This window comes from Pseudomonas sp. GW821-FHT09C09, from assembly GCF_059418105.1.
The window spans coordinates 731,259-745,286 of sequence record NZ_JBWKPF010000003.1 but is presented as its reverse complement, the minus strand read 5'-3'; the positions used below and the strand labels follow the sequence as shown (position 1 = coordinate 745,286).

At 59.4% G+C, this 14,028-nt stretch carries 18 protein-coding genes; 17 read left to right on the top strand and 1 reads right to left on the bottom strand.

The genetic code is table 11. The features are described from left to right. Positions 1 to 2: 2 nt before the first annotated feature. Genes AC07NR_RS13175 through AC07NR_RS13095 form a run of 17 tightly spaced genes read left to right on the top strand, consistent with a single transcriptional unit; the run spans position 3 to position 11,942 of the window. Positions 3 to 455 (top strand): phage protein, encoded by a 453-nt coding sequence (locus AC07NR_RS13175; RefSeq protein ID WP_495078725.1) that lies wholly within the window; start codon positions 3 to 5, stop codon positions 453 to 455. Further along, on the top strand, positions 455 to 667 hold the full coding sequence (locus tag AC07NR_RS13170) for a TraR/DksA C4-type zinc finger protein (protein WP_495078724.1): 213 nt from the start codon (positions 455 to 457) through the stop codon (positions 665 to 667). The genes AC07NR_RS13175 and AC07NR_RS13170 overlap by 1 nt, the downstream gene beginning before the upstream one ends. Beyond that, complete coding sequence (locus AC07NR_RS13165) at positions 664 to 960, top strand: hypothetical protein (RefSeq protein WP_025111125.1); 297 nt, start codon at positions 664 to 666, stop codon at positions 958 to 960. The genes AC07NR_RS13170 and AC07NR_RS13165 overlap by 4 nt, the downstream gene beginning before the upstream one ends. Continuing rightward, positions 957 to 1,490 carry a lysozyme gene (locus tag AC07NR_RS13160; protein WP_495078723.1) on the top strand — a complete coding sequence of 178 codons (534 nt, stop codon included), beginning with the start codon at positions 957 to 959 and terminating at the stop codon, positions 1,488 to 1,490. Before AC07NR_RS13165 ends, AC07NR_RS13160 begins: the two co-directional genes overlap by 4 nt. Beyond that, positions 1,490 to 2,005, top strand: a complete 516-nt coding sequence (locus AC07NR_RS13155; protein ID WP_495078722.1) for a lysis system i-spanin subunit Rz — start codon at positions 1,490 to 1,492, stop codon at positions 2,003 to 2,005. The genes AC07NR_RS13160 and AC07NR_RS13155 overlap by 1 nt, the downstream gene beginning before the upstream one ends. Further along, a complete protein-coding gene (locus tag AC07NR_RS13150; protein WP_085654345.1) occupies positions 2,002 to 2,292 on the top strand; it encodes a putative phage tail assembly chaperone in 291 nt (96 codons plus the stop codon). The genes AC07NR_RS13155 and AC07NR_RS13150 overlap by 4 nt, the downstream gene beginning before the upstream one ends. A 23-nt stretch (positions 2,293 to 2,315) precedes the next feature. Continuing rightward, the gene (locus tag AC07NR_RS13145; RefSeq protein WP_039013052.1) at positions 2,316 to 2,456 is read left to right on the top strand and encodes a DUF6890 family protein; all 141 of its coding nucleotides are present in this window, start codon (positions 2,316 to 2,318) and stop codon (positions 2,454 to 2,456) included. Between the two features lie 5 nt (positions 2,457 to 2,461). Continuing rightward, positions 2,462 to 4,447: a phage tail tape measure protein gene (locus AC07NR_RS13140; RefSeq protein WP_495078721.1), complete on the top strand. Its 1,986-nt coding sequence runs from the start codon at positions 2,462 to 2,464 to the stop codon at positions 4,445 to 4,447. Next, the gene (locus tag AC07NR_RS13135; protein WP_495078720.1) at positions 4,444 to 4,761 is read left to right on the top strand and encodes a DUF2590 family protein; all 318 of its coding nucleotides are present in this window, start codon (positions 4,444 to 4,446) and stop codon (positions 4,759 to 4,761) included. Before AC07NR_RS13140 ends, AC07NR_RS13135 begins: the two co-directional genes overlap by 4 nt. Continuing rightward, a complete protein-coding gene (locus AC07NR_RS13130) occupies positions 4,758 to 5,930 on the top strand; it encodes a baseplate J/gp47 family protein (protein ID WP_495078719.1) in 1,173 nt (390 codons plus the stop codon). Before AC07NR_RS13135 ends, AC07NR_RS13130 begins: the two co-directional genes overlap by 4 nt. Then, positions 5,927 to 6,451: a phage tail protein gene (locus tag AC07NR_RS13125; RefSeq protein ID WP_085649253.1), complete on the top strand. Its 525-nt coding sequence runs from the start codon at positions 5,927 to 5,929 to the stop codon at positions 6,449 to 6,451. Before AC07NR_RS13130 ends, AC07NR_RS13125 begins: the two co-directional genes overlap by 4 nt. Before the next feature lie 9 nt (positions 6,452 to 6,460). Next, on the top strand, positions 6,461 to 8,119 hold the full coding sequence (locus AC07NR_RS13120; RefSeq protein ID WP_495078718.1) for a phage tail-collar fiber domain-containing protein: 1,659 nt from the start codon (positions 6,461 to 6,463) through the stop codon (positions 8,117 to 8,119). An 8-nt stretch (positions 8,120 to 8,127) separates the two neighbouring features. After that, positions 8,128 to 8,835, top strand: coding sequence for a DUF4376 domain-containing protein (locus tag AC07NR_RS13115; protein ID WP_495078717.1), 708 nt, complete (start codon positions 8,128 to 8,130; stop codon positions 8,833 to 8,835). Beyond that, complete coding sequence (locus AC07NR_RS13110) at positions 8,832 to 9,755, top strand: hypothetical protein (protein WP_495078716.1); 924 nt, start codon at positions 8,832 to 8,834, stop codon at positions 9,753 to 9,755. Before AC07NR_RS13115 ends, AC07NR_RS13110 begins: the two co-directional genes overlap by 4 nt. After that, a complete protein-coding gene (locus AC07NR_RS13105) occupies positions 9,752 to 10,297 on the top strand; it encodes a baseplate complex protein (protein WP_495078715.1) in 546 nt (181 codons plus the stop codon). The genes AC07NR_RS13110 and AC07NR_RS13105 overlap by 4 nt, the downstream gene beginning before the upstream one ends. After that, positions 10,294 to 10,998, top strand: coding sequence for a hypothetical protein (locus tag AC07NR_RS13100; RefSeq protein WP_495078714.1), 705 nt, complete (start codon positions 10,294 to 10,296; stop codon positions 10,996 to 10,998). The genes AC07NR_RS13105 and AC07NR_RS13100 overlap by 4 nt, the downstream gene beginning before the upstream one ends. After that, complete coding sequence (locus AC07NR_RS13095) at positions 10,971 to 11,942, top strand: hypothetical protein (protein WP_495078713.1); 972 nt, start codon at positions 10,971 to 10,973, stop codon at positions 11,940 to 11,942. The genes AC07NR_RS13100 and AC07NR_RS13095 overlap by 28 nt, the downstream gene beginning before the upstream one ends. Here the strand turns inward: AC07NR_RS13095 and AC07NR_RS13090 are convergent. Beyond that, positions 11,932 to 13,941, bottom strand: coding sequence for a hypothetical protein (locus tag AC07NR_RS13090; protein ID WP_495078712.1), 2,010 nt, complete (start codon positions 13,939 to 13,941; stop codon positions 11,932 to 11,934). The two genes, AC07NR_RS13095 and AC07NR_RS13090, sit on opposite strands and share 11 nt — an antisense overlap. Positions 13,942 to 14,028 lie beyond the last annotated feature (87 nt).

The following is a 14,028-nucleotide window of genomic DNA, read 5'->3' as shown; positions in this document are numbered from 1 at the left end:
CCATGGCGAAGATTGGCGGCAAGAACTTTGACGTAAACCTGGGCGATATCGCGCTGCACGTCGAAAGCTGCACTTTGGATATCACCGATAACTCTGCAGTGGCCCAAACGCGGGGCGTGCCGGACGGCACCGTGGACGGAGACGTGGCCGCTGCCGGCGAATTCGAGCTGGATACCACCAACTTCAATCTGCTGATCGACGCGGCGCGCTCGGCGGGCAGCTTCCGAGGCCTCAAACCCTTCGACGCGGTGTTCTTCGCTAAGGCCGGCGAAGACGAGGAACTGCGGGTGGAAGCGTTCGGCTGCAAGGTGAAGCTGTCTAGCCTGCTGGCGATTGACCCGAAGGGCGGCGAGAAGTCCAAACACAAGGTTCCGTTCGACGTGACCAGCCCTGATTTCATCCACATCAACGGCGTGCCGTACCTGGCTGCGACTGAGATTGAGGGGCTGCGCTGATGGTGGACTGGTTCGACCGCGCCCAGGAGCTGGAGCAACGCCAACGTGACCAGGCGATCAAAGCCCAGCTGAGCAAGGCTGTGCCGGTCGGGCCGAGCCTGACTCATTGCCAGGACTGCGACAAACCTATCCCGCCGGCGCGCCAGGCGCACGGCGGCATAATCCGGTGCGTCCCGTGCCAGACGGACGTCGAGAAGAGTAAACGCCGATGACCACTGAAACTTCGCGTCTGGGAACGCTGGAGCGGCAACTCGCCGTGATCGAGCACCGCATGAACGAGTTTGAGGGTCGTCACGACACCGTGCCGACTCGCGTGACCAAGCTTGAGCAGCAATTCGAAAACATGACTGGCCAGCTCAAGGAACTGAACAAGGGACAGCAGGCGTTGACCCTGGCGGTCAACGTGATCGGCTCCAAGGTCGGGCGCTTGCTGACCATCCTGACGCTGGTTGGCGCCGTGCTGCAGATGGTCGTGCCGGCACTGTTGCGCGTGTGGTTCCCATGAGCCTGCGCGGCAGGATCATGGCCGGCGTGATCGCGCTGGCCAGCACGCCGCTGGTGATCTTCCTCGGCACCTGGGAAGGCAACGGCCAGAACACCGTTTACGCGGACAAGCTCGCCGGCGGACTGCCCACGGTTTGCAAAGGCATCACCCGGTTTACCAGCCCGTACCCGGTCGTGGTCGGCGACTACTGGTCGCCCGCCAAGTGCGCCGAGGTGGAGCAGCTGGTGATCCGCAAAACGCAGTTGCAGCTGGCCGAGTGCATCACCAACCCCAACGTGGGACAGAACACGTTCGACGCACTGACCAGTCATGGCCACAACTTCGGCGTGACCAGCACCTGCGCCAGTCGAGCGGTCGCGCTTATCAACGCCGGTCGCATCGCCGAGGGCTGCAAAGCGCTGGCTTGGGCGCCGGACGGCAAGACGCCGGTATGGGCTTTTGTGACGGATGCCAAGGGCCATAAGCGCTTTGTGCCTGGGTTGCACAACCGCCGGCTGGCCGAATTCCGGCTGTGTGCGGAGGGCTTGTGATGCTGCGCGAAGCCTTGTTCCTGGTCGTGCTGTGCCTGGTCGCCTGGATCGGTTTCGACACGCTCGAAGGCCAGCGCGACGAAGCCAGGCGCGAGCGCGACAGCGCGAAATGGGAGGCCAGCGGCCTGCGGGAAGCGGCACGCATCAGCGGCGAAATGCTCGCCGAGCGGGACGCGATCGACCAACGAAACACCAAGGGATTGACCGATGCACGCACTGAAAACGAACGTCTGCGCCGCGCTGTTGGCGATGGCACTGGCCGGCTGTACGTCCGCGCCACCTGTCCCGCCTCCGGATCTGTGTCCGCCACCGCCGGCACCGCCCGCGTGGCTGATGCAGGACGCGCCGAACTCTCAGCAGACGCTCGACAGGATTATTTCACCCTCCGAGATCAACTCGCCCAAAGCCGGCAAATGATCGTCGGACTGCAGCAATACGCCCTTGGCGTTTGCCGGCGATCGCCGGCGCCCCAGGGCACCACTTTTCCCAACCTCAAAAAGAGCGATACCCCATGAGCCAGCAAAACACCGAAATCACCCTGGAAGTCGGCGAACAGGAATTCACCTTCAACCTGACGCCTGCGGACGTGACCAAGTACTTCAACGCCCTGACCCAAACCAACAAGGTCGCCCCGGGCAACAACCTGTTGATGACCACCGTCAAGCAAGAGGAAAAGGCCACGCTGAAACCGCTGCTGGCCAACCCGGTGATGGTGATGCAGTTGGCCGGCGCGTTGCTGGAGGAATACGCGCCCAACGTTGAGGTGATCGTAAAAAAGCGCTCGAGCACGCTGAGCGCCTGAGTGAAAACGGCCTGGGCCAGCTGATGGCCCTGACGAACCGCTGGCTACCTGGTGCCGAACCCACGCCCGAGGCGATGGGGACGGCCAAGTGGCTGGAGGACGAACACTGGAGACGCATGGAGTTTGCCGTGGCTAACGGCATCGCCCTTGCGCTGAACGGATAACGACATTGGCAGACCGTAGCGCCAGCCTGGCTTTCATTCTCAGCTTGCAGGACAAGGTCACCGCGCCCCTGGGCAAGGTGAAAATGGGTTTTGCCGAGCTTTCCGATCAAAGCGAAAAGCACATCAAGACGATCGGCCTGGGCTTGGGCGGTCTGACGGCGGGCGTGGTCGCCATTCGCGAATCCATGGAACCGGCGCTGGAAGTCAATCGCGCCCTGGGCGACGTCCGATCGCTGGGCGTAGCCGAGGACGCGCTGTCCGCACTCAACGCCAAGTCGCTGGAGTTCGCGGTGAACTATGGCGAGAACGCCAAGGACTTTGTGGCGTCCGCCTACCTGATCGAGGGCGCCATCAAGGGCCTTGCCGGCAACCAGCTGGCAACTTTCACCAACACCAGCAACCTGCTGGCCAAGGCTACCAAGACCGACGCCGAAACGATGGGCGAATACGTCGGTACGCTCTACAACCTGCAAAAGTCCCAAGCCGATGCGATGGGTAAAGGTGCGTGGGTCGAAAAGCTCGGAGGCCAGACGGCGCTGGCGGTGCAGCTGTTCCGCACCAGCGGCGCGGCCATGAAAGACGCCTTCAAGGAAGCCGGGGCGATCGCCACGACGTCCGGCGTCGACCTGGCTGAACAGATGGCGGTGATCGGCACGCTGAGCAGCACCATGGAGGGCGGCGACGCCGGCGGACGCTACAAGGCGTTTTTCGAGAACATCGGCGCGGCCTCGGAAAAGCTCGGGATGAAGTTCACCGACCAGCAGGGCAAGGTGCTGCCGATGATGTCCATCCTGGACAAGCTCCAGGGCAAGTTCGGCGACCTGACCAGTGCCTCCGCCGGCGCCAAGCTGATGGAGGCCTTCGGCGGCGAAGGCGCCCAGGTGATCGGCGCGCTGGCCAAGGACACCGATCGGCTGCGCAACGGCATCGAGCAGTTGGGCAAGGTGCGAGGGTTGGAGAACGCCGAGCAGATGGCGCGGGCGATGGTTGACCCATGGCAACAGTGGGCGTCCCTGGTCGAAGTCATGCGCGTGGTGTTCGGTCAGGTGCTAATCCCGGTGCTGTCGCCGTTCATGGCCAAGATGGTGGACATCGGCAAAACGCTGGTGCGCTGGACCCAGCTGTTTCCCAACATCACCCGCGTGATCGGCATCACTGCGCTGACGATCATGGGCATCGTCGCTGCAATGTCGGCACTGACCATGGTGGTGGGCATCGCGCGCATGACCTGGTTGGGCATGCTCACCGTCTGGAAAGTCTTCCAACTGATGGGGCTGCGCACCGTCGCGGTGTTCATCCTGCAGAAGCTGGCCATCCTCGCTTACGTTGCGGTGATCTACACGCTGAGCGCCGGCCTGGCGCTGATTCGCGGCGCCATGATGCTGTGGCAGGGCGCGATCTGGCTGGTCAACGCGGCGCTGCTGGCCAACCCGGTGGTGTGGATTGTGGTCGGGATCGTCGCCCTGGTGGCGGTCATTGTGGCGGCGGTCGCCTTCTGGAAAGAATGGACGAGCGCCCTGATGAACACGGCCGCGTTCCAGTTCGTCGCCGACAAGCTGCAGAAGCTGTCCGACTGGTTTAACTCCATGGGCGGCTGGTCGGGCATGGCCAAGGCCGCGTGGGACAGCATCGTCGGCATTTTCACCAAGGCCGTTAACGGCGTGATCGAGCTGCTGAACAGCATCCCCGGCGTGAACATCGAAGCGCGCTTCGGCGGCATGCCCGAAGTGCCAGGCGTCGACGCCGCTGCCAGCGCCTCCGACACCGCCAACGCTGCGCAGAAAGCCCAGCAGACCATCAATGCGGCCATTCCAAGCCTGTCGCCGGCGCGTCCGTCTGCCGTGCCGGCGGGCGGCCTGCTGACCAGCATTCAGAACAACAACAGCAGCCAGAACAAGGGCACGCATGTGGAAAACGTGACCATCAACACCGGTAAGCAGATGACGCCGCTGGAAATGGAAAACATGGTCGCCATGGCGGTGGGCGGATGAGTGAGTACGTGGATCTGCTGATCGTCGGCAACGACCTGGCGCTGGATCCTTCGAACCAGCCCCGTTTGATCGATGACCGTGCCTGCATCGCCCAGGACATCGCCCACATGATCCGCGACAGCGGGCTGTTGGTGACGCTGGTGGCCGAGCGCGATCGCCTGCGTCAGCGCGACTGCATCCAGCGGATGGAACTGCTGGTGGAGGGCGACGTGCGTCTGGTGCCGGGGACGGCACGCATCACCCAACAGGAACCAGGCCTTTACCTGGTGACCGCCAAAACCCTGAAGTTTGGATCGATTGAGGTAAGTCTGTGAGCGTCGATTTTAAAAAGGTGATCGCCGATGCCGGCATCCCGACCACTGAGGCGGCGTTGAAGGCTGAGTGGGAAAAGGAAGTTGAAGCCCAGGGCGCGAAAGTGGCCAACACCAGCAGTTATTCGCCGTTCTGGCGGGTGATGACCGCGCTGGTGACCAAGCCGGTTTTGTGGCTGCTGGACTTCCTGTGCATGACCGTGCTGCCCAACTTTTTCGTGAAAACGGCGGTTGACGCCTGGCTGGATACGCTGGCCTGGGCAGTGAACGTCGAGCGCAAGGGTGCGACCAAGGCCCAGGGAAAACTGCTGTTCACTCGGGCCATTCCGGACGGCGTGCTGGAGTTGGAAAAGGGGATCGTGGTGCAGTCTGCCGCGATCAATGGCAACGTCTACAAACTGGTTACGACGGCGCCGGCGACGTTCCAGCAGGGCCAGCTGCAGCTGGACGTTCCCGTGGAGGCAGTCGAGGCCGGTAGTGGCTTCAACCTGGCGCCGGGGTATTACGCGATCCTGCCGGTGCCGATTCCTGGCATCGTGCAGGTGGTGAACAAAGACGGTTGGCTGGAATCCCCAGGTGCAGATCCGGAACCCAACGACCAGTTGCGCCTGCGCGTGCGTAACCAGTTCTCGGCGGTCAACCAGTGGCACACCGACGCGGTGTATCGCGCCATGATTTCCGCCTTCCCGGGCGTGCGGCCGGATGGTGTGTATTTCGAACACGGCGCGCCCCGTGGCCCGGGCAGTGCCAATGCCTACATCCTGTTCGATGCGGGTGTGCCGGCGGACGCCTACCTGCAGCAAATCAACGCGCACATTCGCGACCAAGGCAACCACGGCCATGGCGACGATCTGCTGGCCATGGTCATGCCCGAGGTCTCGGTGACCGTGACGCTGTGGCTGTGGCCCAAGCCCAACTTGAGCGCCGAGCAGATCGCCGCCCTGGTGAAAGAGGTGGAACTGTTCGTGCGGGCTGCTTTTCGCGAAAGCACCGCGACGGATTACCAGCCGACGCTGACCTATCCGCAATCGCGTTTCAGCTACAGCCGGCTCAGTGAAGAGATTCACCAGCAGTTCGAGGACATCGCGTCCCTGCGGTTTCTACCCGGTCAGGACATCATCAGCGGGCTGAACATTCCGCGCCTGGGCCAGTTGCAGGTGACGGCGCAATGACCAAGCTCAAGTTGCCTTTCTGGCTCGGCGGCACCGAGCTGTCGAAGTTATTGGCCGCTGCACAGTCCTGGTGGGAAACCGTCACCAGCTGGTTGCGCTGGCCCTACCTGCAGATCGATCCCGACACCTGCCACCTGGCTATTCTGGAACTGTGGGCCTGGCAGCGTGACGTGACGCGCTTCACCGGTGAACCGGAAGCCCTGTTCCGCCTGCGCGTGAAATTCGCCTTCATCAACTCAGTGGACGCCGGCAGCACTGCCGGCATGAAGCGCATTTTCGAGCGCCTGGGCGTCGGCTACGTCGAGATCGAGGAACGCCAGCCCGGGCGTGACTGGGACGTGGTGCTGCTCAAGTTCAGCAACGCGCAGCTGTCCCTCAATCCGGAGTTGTTGCGTGTGCTGATCCAGCAGTACGGCCGCACCTGCCGGCGCTATGACTTCGTGACCATTACCCCCGTGGGCCTGCAAATCGGCCTGATCGACTTCAACGACGACCAGCAGACGCTGGTCGCCAGCCTGTAGGAGCGCACCGTGAGCGCCAGTATCACTTTGGCCGGCGAAAGCCAGATCGCCCTGAAACAAGGCCAGAAAAAGCCCCTGGTTGTGACGAAATTCATCTTCGCCAACGTGCCCGGGCTTGATCCCGAAACGCCGGTGGATCGCGCCGCTGGCAAGCCGCCGGCGGGCCAGATTGTCCAGGTCTACGACATCCCCGAGGAAAACCGGGGATTTGTGAATCCGAACCAAGTTGTCTACAGCGCCCAGCTCGGTTCCGACATCGGCGACTGGGACTTCAACTGGGTCGGCCTCGAGGACGCGGACGGCCTGCTGTTTGCCGTCTCCTACGTCCCGCTGCAGCAGAAGCGCAAGAACATCCCGCCGCTGCAGATCGGCAACAACGTCACGCGCAACTTTCTGGTGGCGTTCGACGGCGCCCAGGCGCTTACCGGCGTAACGATCGATGCCAGCACTTGGCAGCATGACTTCACCGTGCGCCTTGCCGGGATCGATGAGCGCGAGCGCCTGAGCAATCGTGAAATGTACGGTCGCGCCTGTTTTTTCGGTAAAGCTCTGGCATTCGCAAAGAGCGATAACGGGTTCCAACTGAATGCCGGTACGGCCTACATCGAAGGCATTCGGGTGTTTATGTCAAAGCCGTGGGCATTCACCGGCGTTATTCCCGTCGGAACAATCACCCTCGACGTGTGCCTGGAACGGCAGTTGAACGATCGGGTGGCGACGTGGAAGGTCGTTTATGGAGAAAAGGGCGATTACACCGACGCGGCTGGCGTTCGCCATTACTGCGTGCCGATCGTCTATTACGCCTCTGCGACAGAAATCTATGATGCGCGCCCAGCGGAGCCGATCGCCGGCGCGCTCATGCAGCACTTCGCGGCGCGTGATGGTGATTACGAAGCTCTACGCGCAAGGGGCACGACCAAAGAAGACGTGGATCTGGGCAACCTGCCCAACGCCAAGAGCGATGACCCGACCACCAACAGCAGCGAAATCCTTGCCACCACGGCCGCGTTGAACAAGCTGCAGAAGCAGGTCGACGACTCGATGACCGGCATGGTGGCAGCGTTTGCAATGACTGCTGCCCCGCCGGGATGGCTGAAATGCAACGGTGCGGCGGTGTCGCGCACGGCCTATCCGCGGCTGTTTGGATGGTTAGGTACGCACTACGGCGCCGGCGACGGAACAACCACGTTCAACTTGCCTGATATGCGCGGCCTGTTCCCTCGCGGCTGGGACGACGGGCGCGGCCTCGATCCTGGCCGGGCGTTCGGCGTCTATCAGGACATGATGATCCATTCCCACGCGCACACCGCGTCTGCTGCAGCGGTGGGTGACCACCTTCACGCTGCCTGGACAGACGCCCAGGGCAACCACGTTCACCGAACCTGGACTGACGCCCAGGGCGCGCACAACCACTCCGCGCCGAGTTCGCCAGGTATCGGCCAGGGCGCGGGCGGCATCAACTCGGTACAGCAATCAGGTGGCGCTCACGAAACGTCCTGGGCTGGTGCGCACGCGCACAACATCGGTATGGACGCTGCCGGCCACCACGCCCACAACGTCGGCGTGGGTGGAGGTGGTGCGCACACCCACGGCATCACCGTCGCCGCCGCCGGCGGCACTGAAACCCGGCCTAGGAACTTGGCCCTTTTCTACTGCATCAAGTATTGAGATCGAGCATGAGCGAGAAAATCGTCTATCAGACCAACCACCTGGGAATCCTGGTGGGCACCGTGACCGCCGACGAATCGCCGCTGGAACCGGGCGTGTACATGATCCCGGGCGGCTGTGTGGAGACAGCACCGCCGCAGATCCCCGAACATAAAGCGGCCTGGTGGAACGGCAAGGCCTGGCAGCTGGTGGACTATTTCGGCGGCGTGGTGGTGTACAACACCGCGACCGGCGAGCCGCGCACGCTCGAAGGCTTCGAGCCGGTGCCGGCGGGTTTCACCATGAAAAAGCCCGGGCCGAACCAGATCTGGAAGGACGGCGAATGGGTCGACGACATCGATGCCGTGCTGGCCGCACTCCGGGAAAAAAAGCTGCAGGCGATCGCCGCTGATTGCGCCGCCTACGTTGCCGGCGGCTTCAACTCCAACGCCCTGGGCGACGCGTACCGCTACAGCAGCGCCATCGATGACCAGGTGAACCTGAACGCCCAGGTGTTACTGGGACAGGATGACGTTTACCCGTGTACCGATGCTGACCAGGTGCTGGCCTTCCGGCCCCACACCATCGCCCAACTGCAGAAGGTCAGCCACGACCTGGTGCGCTTTCGTCAAAGCGCCCAGCAGTGCGCCGAGTTGTTGCGCCAGTCCGTTGAAAAGGCCCTGAAAGACAAAAACCTCAAGGCGATGAAAGCCATCACCTGGACGCCGCCGGCATGACCTGGGCACCGGTGACAATGCGCTGGCCGGAGCAGGCCACGCAGTGGATGGGTGGGCTGTCCGCCGCCAAGGATCTGGCCACGGGTGAGTTGGTCAGCACCGCCCAGCGGGTGGCAGGTCTGGAAGGTTTGGCCAGCACCAACCCGGGGCCGGTCGGCGATGCCGCGAAAGGCGTCATTGAAGCCGGTCGGGCGGCGCTGGCTGAACAGTTGGGCCAGGTGCCGGCGTGCCTGGTAGTGACGCCATTCCAGAGCGGCATCGGCCAGGGCACGGGCTACCAGCGTTTCCTGTCGGCGCCGAACGTCCTGGAACACCTGGCCAGAAAGTTGGAAGACGCGACCGACTCCGGGCGTCCGGCGGGGCCGCAATACGCGCTGTCGATTCTGTTCCTGGGCACGCGCCTGGAACAGTTGGCCAGTGGCCTGTCCCGATTCAACGCATTACTGCCGATTCCCGACCTGGTGCGCACGGAGCGGCGCGCCCAGCACCTGATGAAACTTGAGAGCGACAAGTGGGAGATCCCCGGCGCCGGCCCACTCCCGCGCTGGCAGACCCTGCCGCTGGAGCGCTGCACGGTGGTCAAGGCCGCGAAACAGTCCATGGCCGGCCAGTTGGCCGTGCTGGAGGGCTACGCCGCCGACAGTTCGCCGCTGGGCGATCTGGCAGCGCTGGCCGGTCGCAAGGTCGCCCAGCAACAGGGCCGAGATCAACAACTGGCCGACCTGAAAAACCTACTGGCCGAGGGCAATCCGGATGTCAGCATCCGCGCACGTCTGATCGGCCCCGGCAACTCCAGTGAGCTGCGCCAGGAGCTGCTGAGCGGCGACGCACCGGGGCATGAGTGGGTGCAGTGCGCGGGAATGCTGCTGGTCGGCACCAAGGAAGGTCTGAGTTTTGTACAGGAGCTGGTGGGCCTATGACGCTGTTACTCGACGGGCAAAAAGTCCAGGGGAAAAACCTAAAGGTCACCGGCAATCTGCGCATCGAAAGCGGTGACATGTCGGGGCAGACCAGCAACACCGACAAAGCGCACAAGGGGTTCAAGCCCAAGACGCTGGCCGTGTCGCTGATGATCCCCTTTGTTGATCGGGTGCAGTTGACTGACCTGATGCGCATGGCCGAAGCCACGGCAAGCGGCGGGGAGTTGCATCTGTACCGCGTCGTGAACGATACCGCCGAGGCGTTCGGTGTTCGCCAGGTGGAGTTCTCCGAAGGCGTCAGCGCCCGGGAGGCGGACAACCTGAAAGCCTGGCTGGTGCAATTCACCCTCAGCGAGCGCGAATCGAACCCGGAAAAGGTCGAGGGTCGGCGCGCCGGCAACAAGGTCGACGCCCAAGGCGCCCCGGGCAGCGCGGTGGGCGAAGGTGGGGGCGGCTCAGGTTCGAGCGACAACCCGGAACTGAGCGGCTTTGAAAAGGTGCTGGGCCGCGTGGATAAGTGGCTGGGGAGTGAGCAGACGTGAAACTGCACAAGGTTCTGTCGATCAATGGCGCGCATGTTCGCCTGGTCAAGGAAGACGTTCGGCTGGACGCCACCAGTCCAGGGCGGGCGAACTTCACCGTTCAGTCTGCTGAGCCGCTGAAAGGGTTGGTGACGCTGGATATCGGCTACAACGACCGCACGCTGCAGCGCCACTTCATCGGCTACGTCGAGCGTTGCACCGCCGCCAATGCCAAAGAGCAGGTGCTGTTCTGCCGTGAGCTGGCTGCTGTGCTGGCCAACCCGTTGCCGTTGAATCTGCGCCACGTCGACCTGCGCGCCGTGCTGGCCGCTATCAGTGAGCAAACCGGGCTGCGCTTTCGGGTTCCGGATCAACCCTATGCCGGTGTGAAAGCACCGTATTTCTACAGCCTCGCCGCCGGCTACCAGGCGATGGACAGTCTGTCCCGCGTCTTCAGCATTCCCGACTTCACTTGGCACCAGCTGGGCAACGGCGAAGTGTTCGCCGGCAGTTGGGCCGACAGTTTTTTTGGCGCCCGGGCGCCGCTGCAAATCCCCACGGAGCTGTTCGACGGCTACCAGGGCAACCAGAGCGCAATGGTCGCGGCCCTTCCGGGGCTACGTCCAGGTGCAACGATCAACGCCGGCGAGCGCGTCACCAGTGTGGCGCTCGCCAATGACCAGATGGCTATCCGATGGAAGACGCAATCCGCCGCGCTGTAGAGCGCCAGTTTCCCGAACTCACCGGTGGCTATCACCTGCCGCGATTCGCCCAGGTCACAGCCGTGGCCGATGCGCCGGCGGACGCTGGACTGTGTGACGACTTCCGCCCGCGCTATGCCGTGGACATTGTTGTACTCGGGCCAGACGACGAGCCAGATCCGGCCATGCCACCGCTGACCGGTGTACCGCTGCCACTGCCCACCGGTGGCGAGGAAATGGGCATTTACGCCTTTCCGGAAGAAGGCACGCGGGTGGTGGTGTGTTTTGCCTACGGCCTGCCGAATAAACCCTACATTCAGTCGATTCTGCCGCACGGCCTGAGCATGCCCAAGGTGCCGAAGGGTGACCAGGTGTGGCAGCACAGCGGCACCGCCCAACAGCGGGTCGACGCGGACGGCAACTGGTTACGTCAGACCGATGGCAAGATCCGGGATCAAGCGATCGAGCGCGAGGTTGAAGCGCTGGACAACCGTGAACAGTTCCAGAGCCATACGCGGGTCGTCGACGACCATTCGACCGAAACGGTGGGTGGTGTGAAAAAGATCGAGGCCCTGGGCGCGGTTAAATTGCTGTCGGGCGGATCTGCGAGTCTGGCGGCGGTGGACGATTTGCACCAGGCGACAGGCCGGGATTTGAACTTGGTGGTGGGACAGAAGCACAACGCCACGGTGGGCGGCGATATGCAGGAGCGGATTCAAGGTTTGCGCCTAAGTGTGTCAGGTATTGGGCAGCACATGCATGCCCCCAAAACTTGGTTAGGGTCGGAAAACATTAACGCTCTCCGCATAATTTGTGAATTACTTGATTTAGTTGAGCTTATGAATTTACAACTGTCCGGCCATGTCCATATACCCGGCAATCCCCCTACTAACTCTAGTATCTTCGAAAATTATGCATCAGTGGCAAAAGCCGCGAATGCAAAGCTTCGGCCGATTACGGAGTAGACCTATTTTGTAAAAATCGTCGGTTTTCTTGATACTCTTTGTAAAAGTCTCGCGTCCCTCTAGTAATAGACTGCATATATCCAAAACTTTGAGCGATGCAGTTCACACCTTTCGCGTCATCAATGATCGTAATGAGTTGTGGGATACTTAGAAAAAAAGAGTCATAAAAAGGGTGGCTACTCTCACTGAACTCATCGCAATAATCTGCAAGTTCTGCCAACTCAGATGAATACTCACGCCACTTTACTAAATTGGCATCGAGCGTTTTGTCCGGATGGCTTATGGTTGAGATGGCTGCAATAGTTAAAACCTTTTGTAGAACCAACTTATCCTGAAGCGCTCCAAAATCATCTAAGCTTACAGAGACTCTAAAGATTTTTCTATTATTAAATGCAACTAAACTTTTCTTGCCTTTATGTTCTAGTTCGATCGATCCATGTTCTTTTAAGTGTCGCTCTATACGCATAGCCTGGACATGGGAATGCAGTAGGCTTTTAGCGAGATCCTGCAGCAGGTCAACTTCATTTCCGGATCTGGAAGTGCGCACTAAACCTTTCTTTTTAATCTCAAATAAAATTATTAGTTTTTCAGTCTCAAGAATCAGATCACTTTCAAGCTCGACTTTCCCCTTTTGTTTTCTATTAACCCCTGTAACTACGGGAATGCCTTTCCTTTCAAGCTTGGACCTGATTAATTCTTCTAAATCAATCCCTAGCGCCGACTCGTTCTTTTTATTTATTAAGCCGTCGGGAGCAGAAATGCACCAAAACACCGCATTTCGAGCTGCGAGCGCAGTCAAGCTAGTAGGGTAAATATAATAGCCGGTATTGGTTTTTACAGCCGGCCTAAAGTTATAGTCTATGTCGTTGCTTATCGGAGGAAACGCCAAAGTTGCATTAACTGAATGTGGTGTAAAAGAGAGGAGTCGATCCATTATCTTTTCAACTCTATATGCTGCAACTCCGCTTATTTTCGATATTTTTGCAGCATTAGCAGAGACAGATTTTCTGCCGTTCGATAAGGAGACTAATGCAGTAGCAACTTTCTTAATTTCATTAATGCCAAATCCAAGAGACACCAATCCTCTTTTTCTAAAGCAATTCGCCGCGTGCCCGACAAGTTCTTTTGCGTGCTGGCCCTTTAACTGCGAGAAACAAATCAAAGTGTCGTACCATAGGCTTTCCTGCAAAAATCTTATGAGCGTTCGTTCGTCTAAATGCATCGCCTCATAAAAATTATAGGGTTGCACCTCAAAAATCGAAACGAGATTCTGACAAAACAATAACAGTGTTGCAAAATCCCCGTGTGGATATCGTCCGCCTTTTATGTCTATATACTTGGCTCCAAGTGCTAACAAATAACCGAAAGGAATATCTGCCGAAACTGATTGCTCTGTTGTTGCAAGCTTCCGAAAGAGTAAAAATCTCCCAAGAGACGGGTCGTACAATGGGGAAAGTTTTTCCATGGTAAGCTCTAATATTTGCCTCCCACCAATAAGACTACAATATTCCTCAATCTTGCTATCTATAATGCTGTAGCTATCGCTGCTGATATGAATGGTGGTTTCATTCTCATCGAACCGAATCCCATCCTTCTCTAGGGCCACATATGCTAGGGAGAATGACCGAACATCATTTTCTAACTTGCGAGGATTGGTGCTGCGAAACCAATGTAAAGCGGCTTGGTTTTGTAGTATTACACGAATCACTTCTTCCCAGTTCTGATTGGAAGTGCCTCTGCCAACTTCCAATATTGGCCTTCCGCATTCAAGTATAGAGTCCAAAACTTTGCAGTATAAATCAATGGCGACGTTGTTTTTAATACCCCAAATTGCGACTTTTCGTCTCAATACTGAAATTTTGTCAAAAATAACTATGTTTGAATCATTTAGATATGATCGAGCTTCTTCATAAACTTTCTGATAACTATCAAGTGACTCGTCTATTTTGACGCTATCCCTATACCGCTCACACAAGCCTATGAATAAATTTACATCCATTTAAAAATCTCCCGATAAAATCATCACTTTACAGGTTTCATCAAAAGAATCTTAGCGTTTAATGGATAATCTGGGAGCCGCTTCAAG